The organism is Azohydromonas caseinilytica, assembly GCF_012927045.1.
Classification (GTDB): Bacteria; Pseudomonadota; Gammaproteobacteria; order Burkholderiales; family Burkholderiaceae_C; genus Azohydromonas; species Azohydromonas caseinilytica.
The window spans coordinates 313,377-334,521 of record NZ_JABBFW010000002.1 but is presented as its reverse complement, the minus strand read 5'-3'; the positions used below and the strand labels follow the sequence as shown (position 1 = coordinate 334,521).

The following is a 21,145-nucleotide window of genomic DNA, read 5'->3' as shown; positions in this document are numbered from 1 at the left end:
CTGTCGTTATGCGAAAAAAAGGGCGCCAGCGGCGCCCAGGAACTCGTTCGGCTTACAGCGCCTTGACCAGCGCCGGCACGGCCTCGAAGACATCCGCCTCCAGGCCGTAGTCGGCCACCGAGAAGATCGGCGCCTCCGGGTCCTTGTTGATCGCCACGATCACCTTGGAGTCCTTCATCCCGGCCAGGTGCTGGATCGCACCCGAGATGCCGCAGGCGATGTAGAGCGTCGGGGCCACGATCTTGCCGGTCTGGCCCACCTGCCAGTCGTTGGGGGCGTAGCCGGCATCCACCGCGGCACGCGAGGCACCCAGCGCGGCGCCGAGCTTGTCGGCCAGCGGCGTGAGCACTTCGGTGAACTTCTCGGCCGAGCCCAGGGCCCGGCCACCCGAGACGATGATCTTGGCCGCCGTCAGCTCGGGGCGATCCGACTTGGTCAGCTCGCGGCCGACGAAGGCGCTCTTGCCGCTGTCGGCCACCGGCGCCAGGGTTTCCACCGCGGCGCTGCCACCCGTGGCCGGCGCGGCGTCGAAGCCGGTGGTGCGCACGGTGATGACCTTCACCGCGTCGCCGCTCTGCACCGTGGCGATGGCGTTGCCGGCGTAGATCGGGCGCTCGAAGGTGTCCGGGCTGTCCACCTTGGTGATGTCGCTCAGTTGCGCCACGTCCAGCTTCGCAGCCACGCGCGGGGCGGCGTTGCGGCCGTTGGCGGTGCTGGGGAACAGGATGTGGCTGTAGGCCGGTGCCACGGCCAGCACCTGCGCCGCGACGTTCTCGGCCAGCTGCGTGGCGAGCGCGGGCGAGTCGGCGTGCAGCACCTTGCTCACGCCCTGGACCTGCGCGGCGGCCTGCGCCACGGCAGCGGCGTTCTCGCCGGCCACCAGCACGTGCACTTCGCCGCCGCAAGCCAGCGCGGCGGTGACGGTGTTGAGGGTCGCGCCCTTGAGGGTCGCGTTGTCGTGTTCGGCAATGACGAGGGCGGCCATGTCAGATCACCTTGGCTTCGTTCTTGAGCTTCTCCACGAGGGTGGCCACGTCGGGCACCTTCACGCCGGCGCCGCGCTTGGGCGGCTCGCTGACCTTGACGGTCTTGATGCGCGGGCTCACGTCCACGCCCAGGTCGGCCGGCTTGACGGTCTCCAGCGGCTTCTTCTTGGCCTTCATGATGTTGGGCAGCGTCACGTAGCGCGGCTCGTTCAGGCGCAGGTCGGTGGTCACCACCGCCGGCAGCGTCACGGAGACCGTTTCGAGACCACCGTCCACTTCACGCGTGACCTGGGCCTTGCCGTCCGCCACTTCGACCTTGGAGGCGAAGGTGGCCTGCGGCAGGTCCGCCAGCGCGGCGAGCATCTGGCCGGTCTGGTTGCAGTCGTCATCGATGGCCTGCTTGCCCAGGATCACCAGGCCCGGCTGTTCCTTGTCCATCAGGGCCTTGAGGAGCTTGGCCACGGCCAGCGGCTGCAGCTCGGCATCGGTTTCCACCAGGATGGCGCGGTCCGCGCCGATAGCCAGGGCGGTGCGCAGCGTCTCCTGGCACTGCGTGACGCCGCAGGACACGGCGATGATCTCCGTGGCGACGCCCTTTTCCTTGAGCCGCACCGCCTCTTCGACAGCGATCTCGTCGAAGGGATTCATGCTCATCTTCACGCCGGCGAGGTCCATGCCCGAGCCGTCGGACTTCACCCGCACCTTCACGTTGTAGTCCACCACCCTTTTCACGGGCACCAGCAGCTTCATTTGCGCTCCTGTCATCTGATTGAGGCTTGACGGCGGATTTTAGAGTGCCCCCTGCACCGGGCCGGGGCGAGGGATGCCGGCGGCTACACTGCCGCCGCCATGACTCCTGCCTCCTGCGCCGGCTGCTGTATCGGCGTGTTCGATTCCGGCGTCGGCGGCCTGTCGGTGCTGCCCTCGCTGCGCGCAGCGCTGCCCGGCGCGCGGCTGCTGTACGTGGCCGACAGCGGCCATGCGCCCTACGGCGAGCGCAGCGAGGACTTCATCGTCCAGCGCTCGCTGCACATTGCCGCCTTCCTGCGCGCGCAGGGCGCGCAGCTGCTGGTCGTCGCCTGCAACACCGCCACCGCCGCCGCGGTGGAGGCGCTGCGCCAGGCGCATGGCGACATCCCGGTGGTGGGCATCGAGCCCGGCGTGAAGCCCGCCGTGGCGCTGACCCGCAACGGCCGCGTGGGCGTGATGGCCACCGCCGGCACGCTGTCCAGCCGCAAGTTCCAGCGCCTGCTGCAGGCGCAGCCCTCGCAGGTGAGCTTCACGCTGCATGCCTGCACCGGCCTGGCCCTGGCCATCGAGCGCGGCGACCTGGGCTCGGCCGAGCTGCAGGCGGTGGTGCGCCGCCACTGCGCGCCGCTGCGCGAGGCCGGCTGCGACGTGGTGGTGCTGGGCTGCACGCACTACCCCTTTGCCGCGCCGCTGATCCGCAATGAACTGCCCGGCGTGACCCTGGTGGATACCGCCCAGGCCGTGGCGCGCCACACCGCCGCCCTGGCGGCGCGGTTGCCGGCCTCGACGCTCGATCTGCCCCCGCTGCAGCTGTGGAGCAGCGGCGAGCCGGCGCAGCTCGACGATTTCATGCAGCGCTGGCTGCAGTGGCCGGCGAAAAAGGCGCGGGTACTGGGTTGAGCCGCGCCCGGCTCCTCAAACCGCTGCCGCCTGCCCCCTGCGCAGGTCCAGCGGCCGCAGCAGCACCAGCCCCAGCACGAAGAACAGCCCCGTGACGCCGATGGCCAGGCGGTGGTTGCCGCCGGTGAGCCAGGTCACCAGGCCGTAGGTGACCGGCCCGGCGATGGCCGCCAGCCGGGTGGCGAAGGTCCACAGCCCGAAGAACTCGCCCAGCCGCGCCGGCGGCGCCAGCAGCCCCACCAGCGCGCGCCCGGCCGACTGGCTCGATCCCATGCACAGCCCGGCCAGCAGCGCCGCGGCCCAGAACAGCCCCGGCGTCGTGGCCGCCAGGGCCAGCGCCGTCATGCCGATCCAGCCCACCAGCGTCCAGCCCAGCGCGCGCTTGTGGCCGACCCGGTCCTGCCAGTAGCCGAAGGCGAAGGCCCCGGCGGCGGAGGCGATGTTGACCACGAACAGCAGCGTCATGGTCTGCGTCTGCACGAAGCCCAGCGCCTGCTCGGCATAGACCGCCGCCAGCGCCACCACCACCGCGATGCCTGCCTGGTAGGCCACGGTGCAGGCCAGCAGCTGGGCGAAGTCGGGGTAGGCGCGCGCGGTTTGCCAGGTGGCGCGCAGCCGCCGCAGCGAAGCGGCGATGCCCTCGCCCTGGGCCGCACCGGGCTGCGGCCGGGCCCGCTCCTTGAGCAGCGCGAAGGTCACCAGCGAGGCCAGGCCGTAGACGCCGGCGGTGATCCCCATGGTCACCGGCACGAACTGCGTGGCCGGCTGGCCCTGCCCCTGTGCCCACAGCACGTAGGCCAGGCACAGGCCCAGGGTCAGCATCCCGCCGCAATAGCCGAAGCTCCAGCCCCAGCCCGAGACGCGGCCCATCGCCTCGCGCGTGGACAGCTCGGGCAGGAAGGCCGCGCACAGCGACTCGCCGGCGCTGTAGAAGGCGTTGGACAGCAGCACCGCCGCCAGCGCCAGCGCCACGTCGCCCCTGCCGCCGGCGGCCAGCAGCGCGGTGGCCAGCACGCAGCCCGCGGTGACGGCGGCCAGCAGCCGCTTCTTGGCGCCATGCCGGTCGGCCCAGGCGCCCAGGGCCGGCTGCAGCGCGATCACCAGCAGGTTCGACCCCGCCAGCGCCAGCGTCCAGGCCAGCGTGGCCCAGGGTGCGTTGCCCGCCACCACGCCGACGAAGTAGGCGTTGAACACCGCCGTGAGCACCACGGTCGTGTAGCCCGAGTTGGCGAAGTCGTACATGGCCCAGCCGAACACCTCGCGCTTGCGCACGCCGGGGTTGAGCAGGGTCTGGTCGAAGAGGGACATGGCGCGGGCCGCGGCCGGCGCCGGGTGTGAACCAGGGTCGGGACCGCGTGGCAGTGACGGAACGAGGCCGAAGTGTGCGGCCTGCGCGCACGCGCGCCGGCCTGGACAGGCCACGGCAGGCCGCTCGCCGTCCAGGCGGGAAGGAATCAGAGGCTGAGGCGCGGGCTGCGCCCCAGCTCAGCAAGGCGCTTGCGTCAGCGCCCGGTGCTGCCGGAAGAGCCCGTGCCGGAGCCCGAGCTGGTGCCACCCATGCCGGAGCCCGTGGCCGCGCCGGCGCTGGGGGTGCCGCCGGTACCGGAGCCGGCACCAGGAGTGGCCTCGGTGCCCGGGGCGGGGCCGCCCTGGGTGCCGCCCTGGGCCGGTTTCTTGGCCGGGCCCGCGCCCGACTGGGCCGCGGCGGCCACCGGCGGCTTGGCGGCCTTGTTGCCGCCGGCGGGCGTGCCCGAGGCCGAGGGCTGCGCCGGCGACGCGGCGCCCGCGCCGGTGGTGGAGTCGGAGGTGCCGGTGCTGGTGCTGGTGCTGCCCTGCGCCAGGGCGGCCGGGACGAGGCAGGCGGCGAGCGTCAATCCGCCCAGCCAGCGCGCGAGCGGCACCGGGCGGGCATGGCGGTCGGTGGAAGCGGTCATGGCGAGATCTCCTCTTTGTGCTGGCTCACGGCCCGTTCACGTGCGGCGCACGGGGTGGGCGTGCCGTTTCAGGCGTGGGCAAGCGAGGGTCCCGGAACGAGAGACGAGTTCAAAGCCCGGCCGTGGCACGCAGCTCGACGCGGCAAGAGGAGATGAAAGGGAACGGGAGCGGATTGATCAGGGAGCTGGCGCCCCGCTGCGGACGCTGCGAACGTCGTCCGCCGTGGTGCCCGGAACGGGACTCGAACCCGTAAGCCTGTTGAGGGCGGCGGATTTTAAGTCCGCTGCGTCTACCGATTTCGCCACCCGGGCCACCGCCGCATGAGCTGCGGCGAGCCGCGCATTATCGCGGCAAGGCTGCCCTCTTCCTTACGGGATGTTGAGCAGCTTGTGCGTCTGCAGCCCCAGCCGCCACTTGGGGTGTGCCAGGCAGTAGTCCAGCGCCAGCCGCGTGTTGCGCTCGCGCTCCGGGCCGTCCATGGGCTGCAGGATGAAGTGCTTGAAATCCAGGCCTTCGAAGCGCTCGGGCCGCGCCTCGGCCTGCGGGAACACCAGCTTCAGCTCGTCGCCGCGCGTCAGCATCACGGGCGCGTCGGCCTTGGGGCTGACGCAGATCCAGTCCAGCCCGGCCGGCGCCGGGTGAGTGCCGTTGGTTTCCACCGCGATCTGGAAACCGCGCGCGTGCAGCGCCTCGATCAGCGGCACATCCAGCTGCAGCAGCGGCTCGCCGCCGGTGCACACCACCAGCGGCTGGCCGCCGCCGGGCCAGTGCGAGGCCACCGCATCCGCCAGCGCCTGCGCGTCGGCGAACTTGCCGCCACCCGGGCCGTCGGTGCCGACGAAGTCCGTGTCGCAGAAGCGGCACACCGCCTGCGCCCGGTCCGCCTCGCGCCCGCTCCACAGGTTGCAGCCGGCGAAGCGGCAGAACACGGCGGCCCGGCCGGCCTGCGCGCCCTCGCCTTGAAGCGTGTAGAAGATTTCCTTGACCGCGTATGCCATCGCGCCGCCCTCCCGCTCAGATCGGCAGCGCCGGCGTATCGGTGCCGAGGTGCAGCGTGGCGCCGCAGCCTGGCGTCTCGTAGAGGTCCACCCGGTCCACCTGCGGCAGCCGCTCGCGCGCCTGGGCCAGCACCCAACGCGCCAGCGTCGCCGTGTCGCAGTCGGCCAGGCCGTCGATCTCGTGCAGCGGCTGGTGGTCCAGGGAGCGGAACACCGGGTCGAACAGCCGCTTCACGTCGCCGAAGTCCAGGGTCCAGCCCATCAGCTCGTCCAGCGGCGCCGCCAGGTGCAGCCGCAGCGTGTAGGTGTGGCCGTGCAGCCGGGCATGCAGGCTGTCCGCGGGCGCGCGCTTCAGGCGCAAGGCGCTGTCCAGCGTGAACTCCTTCCAGGTGCGCCAGCCGCGGCCGTCGAAGCAGGCGCCGCAGGAAGCGGTCTCGAACACCGTCACATGCGCCAGGCCGGGCAGCGTGGGTTGCAGCTCGCGCCAGATCCAGCTGGACAGCATCTCGCTCGTGGGGTTCTCCAGCCCGGGCAGCTCGTTGAGGCAGGCGTGATGCAGCAGCGACTGCAGCGGGGCCCAGAGGGCGTCGAGCTGGTCGTGGCTCACGCCCTGGGCGTGGATCAGTGCCTCGAAGCCGTGGCCGTGCATGCGCCCGCACTTGTGGCCCTCCGGCACGTTCGGCAGCCGGTGCGCGGACTGGAAGGCATAGCGCCGCCACACATGCGCGCGGCCGGCGCCGTCGAGGTCCACGCCGCGCGTGGGCATGCTCTGCACGCCCACTTCGAGCGGCAGCCCCAGCTCGGCGCCGATCCAGCGCGCCAGGCGCTCGTCGCTGGGCTCCTCCAGCACCTCGTTGAGCAGGTGGTGGTCCAGCGCCGCGACGACCTCGCCCAGCTGCGCCTGCAGCCGCTGCACCTCGCCGCCGGGGAAGTCGGCCCAGCCCGACGGCAGCGCGCCGCGCACGCGCACCTGGAAGCCATGGCCGTGCAGGTTGCGGGCGCGGTGCCCCTCGGGCACCCCTTCCAGCCGCCGCGCCGCCTCGAAACCGGCCGCCGCCGCATGCCACACCTTCCCGTCCATCACGTCCTCAACTCCTTGCTGCCCGAGGCGCGCCACACCGGCGCGCAAAAAGCGCGGCAGTCTACGGGCTGGGTCGGCGCCTTACCGACTCATGCCGCGATGGCCTTGCAGCGGGTGCGGCGTGGTGCGCATTCCGCCACGCTGGTGGCGACTCAAGCCGCCCCTTGCCGCCACGGCGACGGCCGCTCTCAACGCCGCCCATCCTCTCGGCGCTCCATGAAAATGTCCCAGGCGGCCATGAACATGGCGGCAATGACCGGGCCGATGACGAAGCCGTTGAGCCCGAACACCGCCAGCCCGCCCAGCGTGGAGATCAGCACCAGGTAGTCGGGCATCTTGGTGTCCTTGCCGACCAGGATCGGGCGCAGCACGTTGTCCACCAGCCCGATCACGACCACGCCCCACACGATCAGCCCGACGCCCTTCCACAGCGCGCCGGTGACGATCAGGTAGACGGCCACCGGCGCCCACACCATGGCCGCGCCCACGGCCGGCAGCAGCGACAGGAAGGCCATCACCACGCCCCACAGCAGCGCGCCGTGGATGCCCAGGAACCAGAAGGCCAGGCTGCCCAGCGCGCCCTGCGCCAGCGCCACCAGGATGTTGCCCTTGACTGTGGCGCGGATCACGGTGGCGAAGCGCGCCAGCAGCGCGCGCTTGTCCTCCTCGTCCAGCGGAATGGCGCGCCGCACCCGCGCCGCCAGCCCGACGCCGTCGCGCAGCAGGAAGAAGAGCAGGTACAGCATCACGCCGAAGGCGACCAGGAAGTTGAAGGTGTCCTGCCCCACGCTCAGCGCCCGGCTGGCCAGCAGTTGCGTGCCGGCGGTGAGCCGCTCGCCCAGCCGGGCCTTGAGCGCGGCCAGGTCGGCCAGCCCGAAGCGGTCCAGCAGCCCGGTGAGCCAGTGCGGCAGCGCGGCGTAGATCTGCTCGGCGTAGCGGGTGAAGTTGATCTCGCCGCTCTGCACCCGCTGCAGCACCCCCATGGCCTCCTGCACCAGCATCGACATCACCAGCGCCGCCGGCAGGATGACGATGAACAGCACGATCAGCAGCGTCAGCAGCGCCGCGGCGTTGTCGCGGCCCTTGAGATTGACGCGGATGCGCCGCTGCACCGACGAGAACAGGATCGCCGTCACCACCGCCCAGAACACCGCGCCGTAGTAGGGCAGCAAGATCCAGCCGAAGGCCAGCGTCACCAGCACGAGCAGCCACAGCAGCGTGCGGTATTCCAGCGAGTGGCTGCGGGTGCGGGAGGCGACGGACGGTTCTTCGGGACGTGGCGGCATCGGGTTTTTCATGGGCGGCAACGGGCCGCCGCGGTGCGTGACGGCCCCTTAGCAATCCGCACGCCTCCCCGGCCTCACTCGTGCCGCAGCGCCTCGATCGGGTCCAGCCGCGCCGCGCGCCGCGCCGGGAAGTAGCCGAAGAGCACGCCGATGCCCGCCGAGAACAGGAAGGCCAGCAGGTTGATGGGCACGTCGAAGCTGTAGGGCACGTCCATCAGCCGCGCACCGGTGATGGAGAAGATGGCGGCCAGCACGATGCCCACCACGCCGCCCAGCGCCGCCAGCGCCACGGCCTCGATCAGGAACTGCAGCAGCACCTCGGCCTCCAGCGCGCCGATGGCCAGGCGCACGCCGATCTCGCGCGTCCGCTCGGTCACGCTCACCAGCATGATGTTCATGATCCCGATGCCGCCCACCAGCAGGCTCACCGCCGCCACGGCGCCCAGCAGCATCGTCATCACGCGCGTGGTGCTGGAGAAGGTCTGCGCCAGCTGCGCGGTGTCGAGCACGTTGAAGTTGTCCTCCTCGCCGGCGCCGAGCTTGCGGCGCTCGCGCAGCAGGTCGCGAATGCCGGCCTTGACGCGCTCGGCGTCGCTGCCCTCGGCCATGGACACCAGGATGGTCTGCACCCGGGTGCTGCCGGTGACGCGGCGCTGCACGGTGCTCAGCGGCAGCAGCACCACGTCGTCCTGGTCGTTGCCCATGGCGCCCTGCCCCTTGGAGCCCAGCACGCCCACCACCTCGCAGGAAAACTGTTTTACTCGCAGCCGCTGCCCCACCACCGCGGCGGCGTCGGCGCCATTGAACAGCTCGCGGCGCAGGGTCTCGCCGATCAGGCACACGGCGGCGCCGGCGCGCTCCTCGGCCTCCTCGAAGCCCCGGCCGGCGCCGATGCTCCAGTTGTTGGTGAAGAAGTAGTCGCTGGTGGTGCCGGTGACGCTGGTGCTCCAGTTGCGGCCGTTGGCCACCACCGTCACGCCGGAGCGCACCTCCGGCGCCACGGCGGCCACGCCGCCGATCTGGCTGCGGATGGCCTGCACGTCCTCCACCGTGAAGCTGGGCGCGCCGGAGCTGCCCGGGCCCAGGCGCTGGCCCGGGCGCACCATCAGCAGGTTCGTGCCCAGGCTGGTGATCTCGTTCTGCACCGCCTGCGTGGCGCCCTTGCCCAGCGTCACCATGGTGATGACGGCGCTGACGCCGATGACGATGCCCAGGATGGTCAGGAAGCTGCGCAGCAGGTGGCGGCGGATCTCGCGCAGCGCCAGCAGCAGGCTGTTCCACAGCATCAGTGCGCTCCTTGCACGGCGGTGGCGGACGCGGCCGACGCCGCGGCGCCGGCCGGGTGCGGGTTGCGCACGTCGCTGTCCACCTGTCCATCGACGAAGCGCACGATGCGCCTGGCGTAGGCGGCCATATCGCTCTCGTGCGTGACCATCAGCACCGTGATGCCGCGCTCGCTGTTGAGCCGCCACAGCAGCTCCATGATCTCGCGGCTGCGCTGGGTGTCGAGGTTGCCGGTGGGCTCGTCGGCCAGCAGCACCTTCGGGTGCGTCACCAGCGCGCGCGCGATGGCCACGCGCTGCTGCTGGCCGCCCGAGAGCTCGGCCGGCGTGTGCGAGGCCCATTGCGCCAGGCCCACGGTGTCCAGCGACTCCAGCGCCAGCCGCCGCCGCTCGGCGGCCGGCGTGCCCCGGTACAGCAGCGGCAGCTCGACGTTCTCCTGGGCCGAGGTGCGAGCGAGAAGGTTGAAACCCTGGAACACGAAGCCGAGCTGTTCGCGGCGCAGGCGGGCGCGCTGGTCGCGATTGAGCTCGTGCACCGGCAGGCCGCGAAAGAAATATTGGCCGCTGGTGGGCACGTCCAGGCAGCCCAGCAGGTTCATCACCGTGCTCTTGCCCGAGCCGCTGGGGCCCATCACGGCGACGAACTCGCCTTCGTCGATGTCGAGGTCCACGCCCTTGAGCGCCAGGAAGGAGGCTTGGCCCTGGCCGTAGCGCTTGGTGATGCCGCGCAGGCGGATCAGCGGCAGGCGCTCGGCGGGCATGGCGGTGGGTTGGGGGCTCATCGTCGGCTCACTCCTGCGTCATCGCGGCTGCGAGCGCTGGTCCACGATCACCGCCATGCCGGGCTGCAGCTGCTCGCTGCGCACCTCGGTGCGGCGGCCGTCGCTGGCGCCGGTGGTCACCGTCACGGCCTCGGGGCGGCCCTCGCGCAGCAGCCACAGCGTCTTGGTCGCGCCGCCGGCGGCGGACTCGGTGGCCTGCTTGCGCCCGCCGCGCGGCATGCGCGGCATCAGCACCGAGGCCACGCCGCCCCCGCCGCCCGGGGCGGCGCCGTCCTGCGGCGCGGCGGCCATGGCCGGGGTGAAGCGCAGCGCCTGATTCGGCACCAGCAGCACGCCGCGGCGCGGCTCGCTGTGGATGGTGGCGGTGGCGGTCATGCCCGGGCGCAGGCTCAGGTCCTCGTTCTCCACCTCCAGCAGCGTCGGGTAGGTGACGACGTTGTCGGTGGTGGCCGAGCCGAAGGCCACGCGCGTGACGCTGGCCGGATAGCGGCGCTGCGGCCAGGCGCTGACGCTGAAGTCCGCCTTCTGCCCCACCTGCACCGAGCCCACGTCGGCCTCGTCCACGTTGACCTGCAGCCGCATGCGGCGCAGGTCCTCGGCCAGGGTAAAGAGGGTCACCGCCTGCAGCGAGGCGGCCACGGCGTTGCCCGGGTCCACCGCGCGCGTGAGCACCACGCCGTCGATGGGCGAGCGGATGGCGGTCTTGCCCAGGTTGGTCTCGTCGATGAGCACCTGCGCCTGCGCGTCGGTCACCGAGGCGCGGGCGGCGGCCAGGTCCGACTGCGCGCGCGACACCGCGGCGCGGGCGCTGTCGAGCTCGGTGGCCGAGGGCACCTTGCCGCCGGACAGGCGCGCCACCTCCTCGAAGCGCGACAGCTGCGCCTGCGCCTCCTTGAGCGTGGCCTCGACCTGCGCGACCTTGGCGCGGTTGGAGGCGAGCGTGGCGCGCGAGCGCTCCAGCTGGCCCTTGAGCCGGGTCTGGTCCAGCTCGACCAGTACCTGGCCCTTCTTCACCTGGTCGTTCACGTCCACCAGCACGCGGGCGACGGTGCCGGAAAGTTCGCTGCCGATGTTGACGGTGCGGGTGGGCTGCAGCGTGCCGTTGGCGCTGACGCTGAGCTGCAGGTCACCGCGCGTCACCGGCTCGGTGACGAACACCGGCGCGGCCTGCTGGGCCTGGCGCGACTGCCAGACCAGACCACCGGCCACCGCCGCGGCCAGCAGCCCGGCCGCGATCCAGGTGGCACTGCGCCGCCACCAGGGCCGCGGCGTCGCGCCGGGGCCGAGCAGCGCTTCGAGGTCCGGGGCGGGGGCTTTGTCTTGGGGTTTCATGGCGTTGGAGGGCAATTCGGAGATCCGGGGCCGGCCGCGGGTTTCAGCATCGCGCGGCCAGCGAAAAAGTCAGGGCGCCGCCGGGGCGCCGTCCGGCTGCCAGCCGCCGCCCAGCGCCTTGTAAAGACGCACATGGGCGATGGCGGCGTCGGCCTGCGCGGCGGCCAGGTTGTCCTGCAGGGCAAGCTGGGTGCGCTGGGTCTGCAGCACGGTCTGGAAGTCCACCAGGCCGCTGCCGTACTGCTGCGTGGCCAGCAACGCGGCATTGGCGGCGGCCTCGGCGGCGCGGCCCAGCGTGGCCTGGCGCTCGCGGCTGCTGCGCAGCTCGACCAGCGCGTCCTCCACTTCCTTGAGCGCATTGAGCGCCACGGCCTGCAGGCTGGCGGCCGACTGCTGCGCGGCGGCCTGCTGCGCGCGCACCTGGGCGTCGATGGCACCGGCGTCGAACACCGGCAGCGACAGCCCGGCCAGCAGCGAGCTCACCACCGTGCCCGGGCCGGTGAGGCTGCCCAGCGTCAGCGCGCTCAGGCCCAGCGAGCCGCTGAGGCGGAAGGTGGGGTAGCGGGCGGCGTCGGCCTGGGTCACGCGCGCCAGCGCGGCGCGCACCCGGGTCTCGGCCGCGCGCACGTCGGGGCGCTGGCGCAGCGTGTCGGTGGGCAGGCTCTGCGCCAGGCCTTCGGGCGCGACCGGAATGGGCGCCACTTGGTTCAGCCGCGGAAGGGCCGGCGGGCGGCCGGTGAGCACGGCCAGCGCGCTGGCGAACTGGGCCATGGAAAGCTGCAGCGCCGGGATCTGCGCCTGCGTCTGCTCGGCGGCGGCGCGCGCCTGCTCGGCTTCCAGCGAGGTGGCGAGACCGGCCTGCAGCCGCCACTGGGCAATCTGAAAAGTCTCCTGCTGGCTCGCCAGGTTGGCCTGGGCCAGGGCCAGGCGCGCCTGCAGGCCGCGCAGCGTGATCAGGTCCACGGCGACCTCGGCCGCCAGCGACACCTGCACGTCGGCCAGCGACAGGCGGCTGGCCGCCACGTCGGCCTCGGCCGCTTCGACACCGGCGCGGGTGCGGCCGAACAGGTCGGGCTCCCAGGCCGCGTCGAAGCCGGCCTGGAACTGGTTGCTGCTGACGTTGCGCGCGCGGTTGCGGCCGGCCGAGGCCGAGGCGCCGACGTTGGGATAGAGCCCCGAGGCCGCCAGGTCGCGCAGCGCGCGCGCCTGGCGCAGCGCCGCCTGGGCCGAGGTGACTTGAGGATTGGCGCGCAGCGCCTCCTCGACCAGGCCGGGCAGCAGCGGATCGCCGAACTGGGCCCACCAGGCCGCCGCGGCGCGGTCGGCGGCCGTGGCTTCGGCGGGTTGCGCGACGGTGGCCAGCGGCGCGGCGGCCTCGGCCGAGGGGCGCACGCTCGCGCAGCCCGCCAGCAGCGCCACCGCCGCCAGCGCCACGGCCTGGCGCAGGGGACGGAGGGATGTCACTGATTGCTTCACATGCTGGAGTCTGCCAGCCGGATGTGACGCGGCCGATGCGGCTCCTTTGCTGCCGCGTAAAGCGTGGGGACAGTGCGGGGACGGCTCAGGGCTGCGCCGCAGGCTGGTATTTCCACGCCCCGTTCTCGATGCGCACCATCACGCGCGCGCGCTGGTCCAGGCCGAGGTGGTCGCCGGGCGTCATGTTGAAGATGCCGTGCGCGCCGGGCAGGTCGCGCACGTTCTCCAGCGCGTCGCGCAGCGCGGCGCGGAACTCGGCGCTGCCGGGCTGCGCCTTTTTCAAGGCCACCGGCACGGCCGCGGCCACCAGCAGTCCGGCGTCCCAGGCATGTGCGCCGAAGGCCGAGACGCTGCCCTTGCCGTAGGCGGCCTCGTAGGCGGCGACGTAAGCCTGGGCGCTCTTCTTCACCGGGTGCGTGGCTGGGAGCTGGTCGGCCACCAGCACCGGGCCGGCGGGCAGGTACGTCCCTTCCACGTCGCGGCCGCCCACGCGCAGGAAGTCGGCGTTGGCCACGCCGTGCGTCTGGTAGAAGCGGCCGGTGTAGCCGCGCTCGCGCAGCGCCTTCTGCGGCAGCAGCGCCGGGGTGCCGGCGGCGGCGATGAGCACCGCGTCGGGCTTGACCGCGAGCATCCTGAGCACCTGGACGGCGACGGCGGTGTCGGTGCGGGCGTAGCGCTCGTTGGCCACCACCTTGATCTTCTTGAACGCGGCGGCCTTGCTGAACTCCTGGAACCAGCCCTCGCCGTAGGCGTCGGCGAAGCCGATGAAAGCCACGTTCTGCACGCCCGCGGCGGCCATGTGCTCGGCAATCGCCACGGACATCGCGATGTCGTTCTGCGGCGTCTTGAACACCCAGCGCCGCCGGGCGTCCACCGGCTCGACGATGCGGGAGCTCGCGGCCAGGGAAATCATGGGCGTCTGCGACTCGGCGGCCACGTCGATCATGGCCAGCGAGCCCGGCGAGGTGGTGGAGCCCAGGATCACGTCCGCCTTGTGCTCGTTGACCAGCCGGCGCATGTTTGCGACGGCGGTGCCGGTGTCGGAGGCGTCGTCGAGCACCAGGACATTGACCTTCTGCCCGGCCATGGTCGTGGGCAGCAGCGCGATGGTGTTCTTCTCGGCGACGCCCAGCGTGCCCGCCGGCCCGGTGACCGACAGCGTGACGCCGATGTTGACGTCGGCCTGAGCCAGCGCGGCGGCCAGCAGCGCAGCGGCCAGGACGACGAGTCTTGGCGTCGGATGCTTCATGGCTTGTCTCCTGGGCCCGGGAAGCGGCCTGTGCTGGGCCAGGCGCCCCGGCGGTCTTGGGCTAGAGCGCCATTGTCGCCGCAGGGCCCCGCCCCCCACGACTGGACGGTGCGCCCGGCCATGGGCGTGGCGGTTGCTGCACTGCACACAGGACACACCGCCGCATGCCCGCACTCCTGATCTCACCCCATCTCGACGACGCCGTCTTCAGCTGCGGCGAATGGCTGCAATCTCATCCGGGCACCCGGGTGCTCACCGTCTTCGCCGGGCTGCCGCCAGACCCCGGGCAGCGCACCGACTGGGACGCGCAATGCGGCTTCTCCAGTGCTGGCGAAGCGGTGCGTGCCCGGCGCGAGGAGGATCGCGCCGCGCTGGCGCTGCTGGGCTGCGAGCCCTGCTGGCTGAGCTTCGGCGACAGCCAGTACGGCGCCACGCCGACGGTGGACGCCGTGGCGCGGGCGCTGGAGGCCGAGCTGGAGCGGCACGCGGCACAAGACCCGCTGCTCTTCCCTATGGGCCTGTTCCATTCCGACCACCGGCTGGTGCACGAGGCCTGCATGGCGGCTTGGCGGCGCCGGCCGCGCCCGGCCCTGATGTACGAGGACGCGCTCTACCGCGGCATTCCGGGGCTGCTGCAGGAGCGGCTGGCCGAGCTGCTGCGGCAAGGTTGCACCCTCACACCGGACAAAGAGATGACCCCGCGCGCCGAGGCGCTCAAGGCGCGCGCGGTGCAGTGCTATGCCAGCCAGCTGCGGGCCTTCGGCCCCGGCGGCCATGACGACACGGCGCGGCCGGAGCGGCGCTGGCGTTTCGACGCCCGGCCCGACGCGGCCTCCGCGCCCCAGCAGGAGGACGACCGATGAATGCCCAAGACCCGCGCGTGAGCGTGGTGGTGCTCACGCACGAGCGCCCGCAGGAGCTGGAGCGCACGCTGCAGCGGCTGCAGGCGCTGCCGGAGCGGCCAGCGCTGATCGTGGTCAACAACGGCAGCGCGCCGGCCGCGGCCGAGGTGGTGCGGCGCTTCGAGGGCGTCACGCTGGTGCAGTGCCCGCGCAACCTGGGCGCGGCCGGGCGCAACCTGGGCGTGGCGCGGGTGCGCACGCCCTATGTCGCTTTCTGTGACGACGACACTTGGTGGGAGCCCGGCTCGCTCTCGCGGGCCGCGGCGGTGCTGGACGCCCATCCGCGCCTGGCGGTGCTGAACGCGCGGGTGCTGGTGGGGCCGGAGAACCGCGTCGATCCGGCCTGCGAATGCATGGCCGCCAGCCCGCTGGACTCGCGCGGGCTGCCCGGGCCGCGGCTGGTGAGCTTCATGGCCGGCGCGGTGGTGATGCGGGTGCAGGCCTTCCGGGAGGCCGGCAGCTACGAGCCGCGCTTCTTCCTGGGCGCCGAGGAGGTCCTGCTGGGCCAGGACCTCATGGCCGCGGGCTGGGACATGGCCTATGTGGCGTCGGTGTGCACGCACCACCACCCTTCCCCGGCGCGCGATCGCCGCGCACGGGCACTGGTCACGACGCGCAACCGGTTGTGGCTGGCGTGGCTGCGGCTGCCGTGGCCGCTGGCCTGGCACGAGACGCGCAAGGTGTGGCGCGACGGCGTGGCGCAGGGCGTGGCCGGGGCGGCGCTGCGCGCGGCATTGGCCGGCCTGCCCTGGGTGCTGGCGCGGCGGCGGGTGCTGCCGCCGCCGGTGGTGGAGCTGATCGTGCAGGTGCATGGCGGGCCGCCGCCGGCGCGGCGCCGCGTCCACGTCACGCCCGGAGTGCAGCGCTGATGGCGGCCCCGGCACACGACATGGCAGCGCTGGACATCGCGCAGCCCACCGCCGAGCCCTCACTCGCGCCGGCCGGCGCCCAGGCCCTTGGCACAGCCGTCCCGCAGCCGCCCGCGGCAGCTGCCGGGTCGGGAACGGCGTCCGTGGAGCTGCACCCGCCGCTGCCGCGTTTCGCGCAGATCGAGCCGGTGGGCCGCTGCAACCTGGCCTGCCGCATGTGCACGGTCAATGAGCGCGGCGACACGGTGGCGGAGTTGCCGCTGGAGCGCTTCGTCGAGCTGCTGGACCAGATGCCCGGGCTGGAAGAACTGCACCTGCAGGGGCTGGGCGAGCCGATGCTGCATCCGCAGTTCTTCGAGATGGTGGAGCTGGCGGCGGCGCGCGGCATCCGCGTCTCGGCCAACACCAACCTCACCCTGCTGACGCCCAAGCGCGCGGCGCGCTGCGTGGACAGTGGCCTGAGCGCCTTGTCGGTGTCGTTGGACGGCGCCACTGCCGCGACCTACGAGTCGATCCGGCGCAAGGCGTCCTTCGCCAAGGTGGTACGCAACCTGGGCCGCCTGATGCAGGCGCGCCAAGAGGCGGGCAGCACGCTGGAGGTGCGCGGCGTGATGGTGCTGATGCGCCACAACGCCCCGGAGCTGCCGGCGCTGCTGCGTTTGCTGCACGCGCATGGGGTGGCGGAGCTGCTGGTGCAGCGGCTGTCGAGCGACCTGCAGCAGCCGGAACTGCCGGCGCGCTACATCCCGATTCGCAGCTACGTGAACGAGCACGAGATTCCGGAAACTGAGCTGCCAGCACTGGAGGCGCTGTTCGCGGAATCACGGACGCTGGCATCGGCGCTGGGCATCCGGCTGCACTTGCCGCGACTGAGAGCGCGCACCACGCGCTCATCGAACGGGCCGCGCTGCGACTGGCCCTGGGAGCAGCTCTACATCACCGCGGCCGGCCAGATGCTGCCCTGCTGCATGGCCGCCAGTGCGGACCGTGCCACTTTCGGCGACGTATTCACGGACCCGCAGGGGCTGCAGGGACGTTGGCACGGCGAGCAGGCCGTGCAGCTGCGCGCCGCGCTGGTGGCCGATCAGCCGCCAAGCCTGTGCCGCTCCTGCGCGCTGTACCGGGGCATGTTCTGACGGGAGTGGCTGGCGCTGCGCCCTGCCGGGCGCTACACGATCACATAGCCATCCGTGTGGCGCAAAAAAAAGCGGCCCACCTGGGGCCGCTAAGTACTTGATTTCTTTAGAGTTCTTTGGAGGCGCGGGGCGGAGTCGAACCGCCCTGGACGGATTTGCAATCCGCTGCATAACCGCTTTGCTACCGCGCCGCTGCATGAAAAAGGGAAGCCTGGGCTTCCCTTCGGGAGATGGAGCGGGAAACGAGGCTCGAACTCGCGACCTCAACCTTGGCAAGGTTGCGCTCTACCAACTGAGCTATTCCCGCGTGGTCTTCGCTTTGCATTGCTGCTCAGCGAAGACTCGCAGTATACACCGCTTTTTTTGATTCGCGCAAGCCTTTTTTCAGTGCTTGATCGCGTCGCCGGTGGTCGCGGCTGCGGGTTCGGGCTTGGCCGCGGCGGCTTCCGCCTTGGCGGGCAGCTCTTCCTCGGGCAGTGCTTCGGGCGCCGCCTCCAGGGCCACTTCGAGCACGCGGTCGATCCAGCGCACGGGGACGATTTCGAGCTGGTTCTTGACGTTCTCGGGGATGTCCTGCAGGTCCTTGACGTTTTCCTCGGGGATCATCACGGTCTTGATGCCGCCGCGGTGAGCGGCCAGCAGCTTCTCCTTGAGGCCGCCGATGGCCGTGACCTCGCCGCGCAGCGTGATCTCGCCCGTCATCGCCACGTCCGCGCGCACCGGGATGCCGGTGAGCGAGGAAACGAAGGCGGTGGTCATGGCAATGCCCGCGCTGGGACCGTCCTTGGGCGTGGCGCCGTCGGGCACGTGGATGTGGATGTCGCGCTTCTCGAACATCTCGTCCTTGATGCCCAGGCGCCGCGCCCGCGAGCGCACCACCGAGCGTGCCGCCTCGACCGACTCCTTCATCACGTCGCCGAGCTGGCCGGTGCGGATGATGTTGCCCTTGCCGGGCATCACCACCGCCTCGATGGTCAGCAGGTCGCCGCCCACCTCCGTCCAGGCCAGACCGACCACCTGGCCGACCTGGTTTTTCTTCTCGGCACGGCCGAAGTCGAACTTGCGCACGCCCAGGAAGTCGTGGAGGTTCTCCTCGGTCACGACCACCTTGCCTTCGTAGGTCTTGAGCTGCAGGCCCTTGACCACCTTGCGGCAGATCTTGGAGATCTCCCGCTCCAGCGAACGCACACCGGCTTCACGCGTGTAGTAGCGAATGATCCCGCGCAGCGCGCTTTCCGTGACGTCCATCTCGTCGTCGCGCACGCCGTTGTTCTTCTGCTGCTTGGGCAGCAGGTAGCGCTGGGCGATGTTGAGCTTCTCGTCCTCGGTGTAGCCGGACAGGCGGATCACCTCCATGCGGTCCAGCAGCGCCGGCGGGATGTTCATGGAGTTGGAGGTCGCCACGAACATCACATCCGAGAGGTCGAAATCGACCTCGACGTAGTGGTCGCCGAAGGTGTGGTTCTGCTCGGGGTCAAGCACCTCCAGCAGTGCCGACGACGGGTCGCCCCGGAAGTCCATGCCCAGCTTGTCGATCTCGTCGAGCAGGAACAGCGGATTGCGCGTGCCGACCTTGGTCAGGCTCTGCAGCACCTTGCCCGGCATGGAGCCGATGTAGGTGCGGCGGTGGCCACGGATCTCGGCCTCGTCACGTACGCCGCCCAGCGCCATGCGCACGAACTTGCGGCCCGTGGCCCGGGCCACGCTCTGGCCCAGCGAGGTCTTGCCCACGCCCGGGGGGCCGACCAGGCAAAGGATCGGCGCCTTGACCTTGTCCACGCGCTGCTGCACCGCGAGGTATTCCAGGATACGGTCCTTGACCTTCTCCAGGCCGTAGTGGTCCTCGTTGAGCACTTCCTCGGCGTGCGCCAGGTCATGCTTGATCTTGGTCTTCTTGGACCAGGGCAGGTTGATCAGCGTGTCGATGTAGTTGCGCACCACGGTGGCCTCGGCCGACATGGGCGACATCAGCTTGAGCTTCTTGAGCTCGCTGTCGGCCTTCTTGCGTGCCTCCTTGGGCATCTTGGCCGCGACGATCTTCTTTTCCAGCTCCTCGAGGTCGGCACCTTCCTCGCCGTCGCCGAGCTCCTTCTGGATCGCCTTGACCTGCTCGTTCAGGTAGTACTCGCGCTGGCTCTTCTCCATCTGGCGCTTGACGCGGCCGCGGATGCGCTTTTCCACCTGCAGGATGTCGACCTCGTGCTCCAGCAGCTCCAGCAGCTTCTCCAGCCGCTTGTCCACCTCATGCAGGTCCAGCACCGACTGCTTGGCTTCGAGCTTGAGCGGCAAGTGCGCGGCGATGGTGTCGGCCAGGCGGCCGGCGTCGTCGATGCCGGCGATGGAGGTGAGGATCTCCGGCGGAATCTTCTTGTTGAGCTTGACGTACTGGTCGAACTGCTGCGTCACGGCCCGGCGCAGCGCCTCGACCTCGGGCTTGGTGTCGGCTTCAGGCGGGATCGGGCGCACCTCGGCCACGAAATGCTCGCCGTTGTCGGTGATCTGGGTGGTGCGCGCGCGCTGCGTGCCCTCCACCAGCACCTTCACCGTGCCGTCGGGCAGCTTGAGCATCTGCAGGATGCTGGAGACGCAGCCGATCTCGAACATGTCGTCCGCCTTCGGCTCGTCCTTGCCGGCAGCTTTCTGCGCCACCAGCATGATCTGGCGCCCGGCCTCCATGGCCGCTTCCAGCGCCTTGATCGACTTGGGCCGCCCCACGAACAGCGGGATCACCATGTGGGGAAACACCACCACGTCGCGCAGCGGCAGCAGCGGCAGCGTGGTCGATTCGGCGGGCAATACAGGATGTCCTGACATGGGTTCCTCTCTTTCTCAGGCCCACATGAGGCCCGAGCACTGATTTGCAAGCGGGAACGGCCGCCGCCGTGTCGGGGAAGGGATGCGCGGGAGAGGCACCGCCTCAGGCACTGGCCTTCTGCTCGCGGTAAACGAGCAGCGGCTTGGCCCCCTCCTCGATGTTGTGTTCGTCGACCACCACCTTGGCCACGCCGTCGAGAGTAGGCAGGTCGAACATCGTGTCGATGAGCGCGTGCTCCATGATCGAGCGCAGGCCGCGGGCACCGGTCTTGCGCGCCAGCGCCTTGCGGGCAATGGCCGACAGTGCCGAAGGCCGGATCTCCAGTTCCACACTGTCCATGCCGAACAGCCGCTGGTACTGCTTGACCAGCGCGTTCTTGGGCTCGGTAAGGATCTGCACCAGCGCGTCCTCGGTCAGTTCGCCCAGGGTGGCAACCACCGGCAGGCGGCCCACCAACTCGGGAATGAGGCCGAACTTGATCAGATCTTCCGGCTCCGCCTCGCGGAACAGGTCCGACACCCGCTTCTCGCTCTTGCTGTGTACGGTGGCGGCAAAACCAATTCCCGATTTCTCGGTGCGGTTCTGGATTACCTTTTCCAGCCCGTCGAAGGCACCGCCGCAGATAAACAGGATGTTGGTGGTATCGATCTGCAGGAAATCCTGGTTCGGATGCTTGCGCCCACCCTGCGGCGGCACGCTGGCCATGGTGCCTTCCACCAGCTTCAGCAGAGCCTGCTGCACGCCCTCGCCCGAGACATCACGCGTGATGCTGGGGTTGTCCGCCTTGCGGCTGATCTTGTCGATCTCGTCGATGTAGACGATGCCGCGCTGGGCGCGCTCCACGTCGTAATTACAGTTCTGCAGCAGCTTCTGGATGATGTTTTCGACATCCTCGCCCACGTAGCCCGCCTCGGTCAGCGTAGTGGCGTCGGCGATGACGAAGGGCACGTTGAGCAGCCGCGCCAGCGTCTGTGCCAGCAGCGTCTTGCCCGAGCCGGTGGGGCCGATGAGTAGGATGTTGCTCTTGCTGAGCTCCACCTCCTCCTTGCCACCACCCATGTGCTTGAGCCGCTTGTAGTGGTTGTAAACCGCCACGGCCAGCGTGCGCTTGGCCACTTCTTGACCAATCACGTACTGGTCGAGGCTGGCTTTGATCTCGCCCGGGGTGGGCAGGTCGGACTTGGCGGACTTGGCAGTGCCTTCAGGCGGCACCTCGTCACGGATGATGTCGTTGCACAGCTCGATGCATTCATCACAGATGAACACCGAGGGGCCGGCGATGAGCTTCTTTACCTCGTGCTGGCTCTTGCCGCAGAACGAGCAATACAGCACCTTCTCGCTCGAAGCGCCTTTTTTGTCGGCCAT

18 protein-coding genes and 3 tRNA genes are annotated in these 21,145 nt (G+C 70.8%); 4 read left to right on the top strand and 17 right to left on the bottom strand.

Annotation, left to right across the window (positions count from 1 at the left end):
- Positions 1–52: 52 nt before the first annotated feature.
- On the bottom strand, positions 53–985 hold the full coding sequence (locus tag HHL10_RS04620; protein WP_169159155.1) for an electron transfer flavoprotein subunit alpha/FixB family protein: 933 nt from the start codon (positions 983–985) through the stop codon (positions 53–55).
- A 1-nt stretch (position 986) separates the two neighbouring features.
- Positions 987–1,736: an electron transfer flavoprotein subunit beta/FixA family protein gene (locus HHL10_RS04615; protein ID WP_169159154.1), complete on the bottom strand. Its 750-nt coding sequence runs from the start codon at positions 1,734–1,736 to the stop codon at positions 987–989.
- A gap of 99 nt (positions 1,737–1,835) precedes the next feature.
- On the opposite strand from HHL10_RS04615, the gene murI reads away from it, so the two are divergent.
- Complete coding sequence (gene murI / locus HHL10_RS04610) at positions 1,836–2,636, top strand: glutamate racemase (protein WP_169159153.1); 801 nt, start codon at positions 1,836–1,838, stop codon at positions 2,634–2,636.
- Positions 2,637–2,651: 15 nt separating this feature from the next.
- Here murI and HHL10_RS04605 read toward each other — a convergent pair whose 3' ends face one another.
- The 11 genes from HHL10_RS04605 to HHL10_RS04555 all read right to left on the bottom strand — a co-directional run bounded on the left by HHL10_RS04605 (position 2,652) and on the right by HHL10_RS04555 (position 14,058).
- Positions 2,652–3,944 (bottom strand): MFS transporter, encoded by a 1,293-nt coding sequence (locus tag HHL10_RS04605; RefSeq protein WP_169159152.1) that lies wholly within the window; start codon positions 3,942–3,944, stop codon positions 2,652–2,654.
- A 194-nt stretch (positions 3,945–4,138) separates the two neighbouring features.
- Positions 4,139–4,570: a hypothetical protein gene (locus HHL10_RS04600; protein ID WP_169159151.1), complete on the bottom strand. Its 432-nt coding sequence runs from the start codon at positions 4,568–4,570 to the stop codon at positions 4,139–4,141.
- 224 nt (positions 4,571–4,794) lie between these two features.
- Positions 4,795–4,882: transfer RNA gene (locus HHL10_RS04595), tRNA-Leu, on the bottom strand.
- Positions 4,883–4,939: 57 nt separating this feature from the next.
- A complete protein-coding gene (gene queE / locus HHL10_RS04590; RefSeq protein ID WP_169159150.1) occupies positions 4,940–5,569 on the bottom strand; it encodes a 7-carboxy-7-deazaguanine synthase in 630 nt (209 codons plus the stop codon).
- Positions 5,570–5,585: 16 nt separating this feature from the next.
- Complete coding sequence (locus HHL10_RS04585) at positions 5,586–6,650, bottom strand: 6-carboxytetrahydropterin synthase (protein WP_169159149.1); 1,065 nt, start codon at positions 6,648–6,650, stop codon at positions 5,586–5,588.
- Between the two features lie 188 nt (positions 6,651–6,838).
- A complete protein-coding gene (locus HHL10_RS04580) occupies positions 6,839–7,936 on the bottom strand; it encodes an AI-2E family transporter (protein ID WP_169159148.1) in 1,098 nt (365 codons plus the stop codon).
- Between the two features lie 74 nt (positions 7,937–8,010).
- The gene (locus HHL10_RS04575) at positions 8,011–9,222 is read right to left on the bottom strand and encodes an ABC transporter permease (protein ID WP_169159147.1); all 1,212 of its coding nucleotides are present in this window, start codon (positions 9,220–9,222) and stop codon (positions 8,011–8,013) included.
- Positions 9,222–10,001 carry an ABC transporter ATP-binding protein gene (locus HHL10_RS04570; protein WP_235971073.1) on the bottom strand — a complete coding sequence of 260 codons (780 nt, stop codon included), beginning with the start codon at positions 9,999–10,001 and terminating at the stop codon, positions 9,222–9,224. The genes HHL10_RS04575 and HHL10_RS04570 overlap by 1 nt, the downstream gene beginning before the upstream one ends.
- 18 nt (positions 10,002–10,019) lie before the next feature.
- A complete protein-coding gene (locus tag HHL10_RS04565) occupies positions 10,020–11,333 on the bottom strand; it encodes an efflux RND transporter periplasmic adaptor subunit (protein ID WP_169159146.1) in 1,314 nt (437 codons plus the stop codon).
- 69 nt (positions 11,334–11,402) lie between these two features.
- The gene (locus HHL10_RS04560; RefSeq protein ID WP_310734523.1) at positions 11,403–12,797 is read right to left on the bottom strand and encodes an efflux transporter outer membrane subunit; all 1,395 of its coding nucleotides are present in this window, start codon (positions 12,795–12,797) and stop codon (positions 11,403–11,405) included.
- Between the two features lie 97 nt (positions 12,798–12,894).
- Complete coding sequence (locus tag HHL10_RS04555) at positions 12,895–14,058, bottom strand: ABC transporter substrate-binding protein (RefSeq protein WP_169159145.1); 1,164 nt, start codon at positions 14,056–14,058, stop codon at positions 12,895–12,897.
- 164 nt (positions 14,059–14,222) lie between these two features.
- Between HHL10_RS04555 and HHL10_RS04550 the strand changes: the two genes are divergently transcribed.
- Genes HHL10_RS04550 through HHL10_RS04540 form a run of 3 tightly spaced genes read left to right on the top strand, consistent with a single transcriptional unit; the run spans position 14,223 to position 16,965 of the window.
- Entirely contained in the window at positions 14,223–14,921 is a 699-nt protein-coding gene (locus HHL10_RS04550) for a PIG-L family deacetylase (RefSeq protein WP_169159144.1), read from the top strand.
- Positions 14,918–15,829 (top strand): glycosyltransferase family 2 protein, encoded by a 912-nt coding sequence (locus HHL10_RS04545; RefSeq protein WP_169159143.1) that lies wholly within the window; start codon positions 14,918–14,920, stop codon positions 15,827–15,829. The genes HHL10_RS04550 and HHL10_RS04545 overlap by 4 nt, the downstream gene beginning before the upstream one ends.
- Positions 15,829–16,965, top strand: coding sequence for a radical SAM protein (locus HHL10_RS04540; protein WP_169159142.1), 1,137 nt, complete (start codon positions 15,829–15,831; stop codon positions 16,963–16,965). The genes HHL10_RS04545 and HHL10_RS04540 overlap by 1 nt, the downstream gene beginning before the upstream one ends.
- Positions 16,966–17,082: 117 nt before the next feature.
- Here the strand turns inward: HHL10_RS04540 and HHL10_RS04535 are convergent.
- The 4 genes from HHL10_RS04535 to clpX all read right to left on the bottom strand — a co-directional run bounded on the left by HHL10_RS04535 (position 17,083) and on the right by clpX (position 21,145).
- A tRNA-Cys gene (locus tag HHL10_RS04535) sits at positions 17,083–17,156 on the bottom strand.
- A 40-nt stretch (positions 17,157–17,196) separates the two neighbouring features.
- A tRNA-Gly gene (locus HHL10_RS04530) sits at positions 17,197–17,272 on the bottom strand.
- A 77-nt stretch (positions 17,273–17,349) separates the two neighbouring features.
- Positions 17,350–19,779 (bottom strand): endopeptidase La, encoded by a 2,430-nt coding sequence (gene lon, locus HHL10_RS04525; RefSeq protein WP_169159141.1) that lies wholly within the window; start codon positions 19,777–19,779, stop codon positions 17,350–17,352.
- A 103-nt stretch (positions 19,780–19,882) separates the two neighbouring features.
- Positions 19,883–21,145, bottom strand: a complete 1,263-nt coding sequence (clpX, locus tag HHL10_RS04520) for an ATP-dependent Clp protease ATP-binding subunit ClpX (protein WP_169159140.1) — start codon at positions 21,143–21,145, stop codon at positions 19,883–19,885.